Origin of the sequence: Allostella sp. (assembly GCF_041913585.1) — a bacterium.
Classification (GTDB): Bacteria; Pseudomonadota; Alphaproteobacteria; order ATCC43930; family Allostellaceae; genus Allostella.
The window spans coordinates 1-3,668 of the sequence record NZ_JAYSFE010000227.1 but is presented as its reverse complement, the minus strand read 5'-3'; the positions used below and the strand labels follow the sequence as shown (position 1 = coordinate 3,668).

Here is a 3,668-nt window from a genome sequence, read left to right as displayed (position 1 = left end):
AAGTGGTATCCGGGCGAGAGCCTGCCGCGCTGGGCCTTCGCCCTCTACTGGCGCGGCGACGGCCGGCCGCTGTGGCGCGACCCCGGCCGGGTCGCGCGCGAGACGGCCGACCATGACGCGACGGCCGAGGATGCGGGCCTGCTCGCCCGCGCCGTCGCGCGGCGGCTCGACCTCCACCCCGACCATGCGATGCCGGCCTTCGAGGATCCCTGGCACTACCTCGCGCGCGAACAGGCGCTGCCGGCCAATGTCGATCCGTTCGAGTCCCGGCTGGACGATCCCGAGGAGCGGGCCCGGCTCGTCCGGGTCTTCGACCGCGGCCTCGGCAACCCCGTCGGCTTCGTCCTGCCGGTGCAGCGGTGGAACGCCCCCGACCGGCGACGCTGGCGCTCGGAGCGCTGGTCGCTGCGCCGCGGCCGGGTGCTGCTGATGCCGGGCGATTCGCCGGTCGGCTTCCGGCTGCCGATCGCGTCCCTGCCGTGGATCCCGCCCGCGCTCTATCCGCACGTCGTCCCGCGCGACCCGATGGAGGCGCTGCCGCCGCTGCCGGACCCCGATGCGGCCCGCCAGCCCTATCTGACGGGGGCCGCCCGCGGACCGGACTGGCAGGCGCGCGTGGCCCGCATCGAGCAGGAGGCGCCGGTCGAGGGGGCGAGCGTGCGCACCGCGCTGACCATCGAGCCGCGCGACGGCCGGCTCTGCGTCTTCATGCCGCCGACCGAGACCATCGAGGACTATCTCGACCTCGTCGCCGCGATCGAGGACGCGGCCGCCGAGGTCGGCTGCGCCCTCCATGTCGAAGGCTATCCGCCGCCCTACGATCCGCGCCTCAACGTCATCAAGGTGACGCCCGACCCCGGCGTGATCGAGGTCAACATCCATCCCGCGCGAAGCTGGCGCGAGCAGGTCGAAGTGACGGAGGCCCTCTATGAGGAGGCCCGCCAGAGCCGCCTCGGTACCGAGAAGTTCCTGGTCGATGGCCGCCATTCCGGCACCGGCGGGGGCAACCACATCGTGCTCGGCGGCGCCACCCCGGCCGACAGCCCGTTCCTCCGGCGTCCCGACCTGCTGCGCAGCCTCGTCGCCTTCTGGCAGAACCATCCGGCCCTGTCCTATCTCTTCTCGGGCCTCTTCATCGGGCCGACGAGCCAGGCGCCCCGGGTCGACGAGGCGCGACAGGATTCGCTCTACGAACTCGAGATCGCCTTCGCCCAGGTGCCCGAGCCCGGCGCCGAGCCGCTGCCGCTGTGGCTCGTCGACCGCATCTTCCGCAACCTCCTGATCGACGTCTCGGGCAACACCCACCGGGCGGAAATCTGCATCGACAAGCTCTATTCGCCGGACGGCCCGACCGGACGCCTCGGGCTCGTCGAGTTCCGCGCCTTCGAGATGCCGCCGCACCCGGAGATGAGCCTCGCCCAGGCGCTGCTGCTCCGGGCGCTCGTCGCCTGGTTCTGGCGCGAGCCCTACCGCAACCCGCCGGTGCGCTGGGGAACGGCGCTGCACGACCGCTTCATGCTGCCGCACTTCATCTGGGCCGACATGGTCGACGTGACGGCGGCGCTCGCCGAGGCCGGTTTCCCCGTCGATCCGGAATGGTTCCGGCCGCACTGGACCTTCCGCTTCCCGCTCCTCGGCGCGGTCGATCCCGAAGGCATGCGGATCGAACTGCGCCAGGCGCTCGAGCCCTGGCACGTCATGGGCGAGGAGGGGGCGGCCGGCGGCACCGTGCGCTACGTCGACAGCACCGTCGAACGGCTGGAGGTCAAGGTCTCCGGTATCACGCCGGACCGGCACCGGCTGCTCGTCAACGGCCGCCCGGCGCCGCTGACGCCGACCGGGCGCCGCGGCGAGGCGGTCGCGGGCGTCCGCTTCCGCGCCTGGCAGGCACCGCACAGCCTGCATCCGACCGTACCGACGCACGGTCCCCTCGTCGTCGAGTTGTGGGATGCCTGGCGCCGCCGTGCCATCGGCGGTTGCACCTATCATGTTGCGCATCCCGGCGGACGGAACTACACCACGGTCCCCGTCAACGCCTACGAGGCCGAAGGCCGGCGTCTCGCCCGCTTCGATCCCTTCGGCCTGACCGGGGGCCGCTTCGACCCGGGCCCGCCGGACCTCCACCCCGATTTTCCGCTGACCCTCGACCTCAGGCGGTTCCACTGAGCCATGCCGGTGACCGTTGATGACCGATCCTGCCGTCCGACCCTTTCCAGCCCCGCGCCGGCGGCCGGATGGACGCTGACGCCGCCCTGACGGAGACGGCGGTCCCGCGCGCCGGCATACTCGACGCGTACCCCCGGCCGTCCGGGCGCTGGGACGCCATGCTGGCCATGGACGGCACGGTGCGCCCGCACTGGCGACCGCTGCTCGACGAGCTCGCCCGCATCGACGGGCCGGAGCTGGAACGCCGCCACCACGGCATGCGCCAGCTCATCCGCGACAACGGCGTCACCTACAACGTCTATGACGATGCGGGCGGCGAGGCGCGGCCGTGGGACCTCGACCCGCTGCCGTTCGTCCTCGACGGCCGCGAATGGGCGCATATCGAGGCGGGCGTCGTGCAGCGCGCGCGGCTCGCCGACGCCCTGCTTGCCGACGTCTACGGGCCGCGCCGGCTGGCGGCGACGGGCCGGCTGCCGCCGCACCTGCCGGCCGGGCACCCGCAGTTCCTGCGCCCGCTCGCGGGCGTGCGTCCGCCGGGCGGCATCCATGTCCTGGTCTATGCCGCCGACCTCACCTGCGGCCCCGACGGCACCTGGACGGTGCTGGCCGACCGGGTCGAGGCACCGAGCGGCATGGGCTACGCGCTGGAGAACCGCCTCGTCGTCAGCCAGACCTTCGCCGACCCGTTCCGCGACGGGCATGTGCGGCGGCTCGCCGGCTTCTTCCAGGCGATGAAGGACGGGCTGGCGGCTCTCGTCGCCGCCGACCGGCCGCGCGGCGTTCTGCTGTCGCCCGGCCCGCACAACGAGGCCTATTTCGAGCACGCGTTCCTCGCCCACTATCTCGGCCTGGCGCTGGTCGAGGGCGACGACCTGACGGCCCACGACGGCGACCTCTACCTGAAGACGCTGGGCGGGCTCCGCCGGGTCGACATGGTCATGCGGCGGGTCGACTCGCTCTTCTGCGATCCGCTCGAGCTCAAGGCCGATTCCTCGCTCGGCGTGCCGGGGCTCGTCGAGGCGGCCAGGGCCGGCCGCATCGTGCTCGCCAACCCGCTCGGCGGTGCCGTCGTCGAAGGCCCGGCGATGGCGGCCTTCCTGCCCGGCCTCTGCCGCGCCCTCCTCGACGAGGACCTCGTCCTGCCCGGCGTGCCGACGCACTGGTGCGGCACCGCGGCCGGCCGGAATGCGGCGCTGGCGGCGCTCGACCGCTCCGTCGTCCGCGACGCCTTCGACTCCGTGCCGCTCTTCGCCCGTGGATCGACCGCCCGCCTCGGCGCGGCGATGGATCGCGCCGACCGTGCCCGGCTCGCGGCGGCGATGGAGCGGCGCGGCGCCACGCTCGCGGTGCAGGAGGTGCTGCCGCCCTGCCTCGCGCCGACGCTCGACGGCACCCGGCTCGTGCCGCGGCCGGTGGCGCTGCGGGTCTTCGCCGCCTGGACCCCCGCCGGCTACGTCGTGCTGCCGGGCGGGCTGGCGCGGGTCGGCCAGGGCGACGGCGAG

At 73.8% G+C, this 3,668-nt stretch carries 2 protein-coding genes; both read left to right on the top strand.

What is annotated here, in order from left to right; all coding sequences use genetic code 11:
- Window positions 1-2,166: transglutaminase family protein (locus tag ACE3Q3_RS23375; protein ID WP_374450100.1), on the top strand; the 2,166-nt coding region annotated here is incomplete at its 5' end.
- Window positions 2,167-2,234: 68 nt separating this feature from the next.
- A partial coding sequence (locus tag ACE3Q3_RS23370) for a circularly permuted type 2 ATP-grasp protein (protein ID WP_374450098.1) occupies window positions 2,235-3,668 on the top strand: 1,434 nt, incomplete at its 3' end.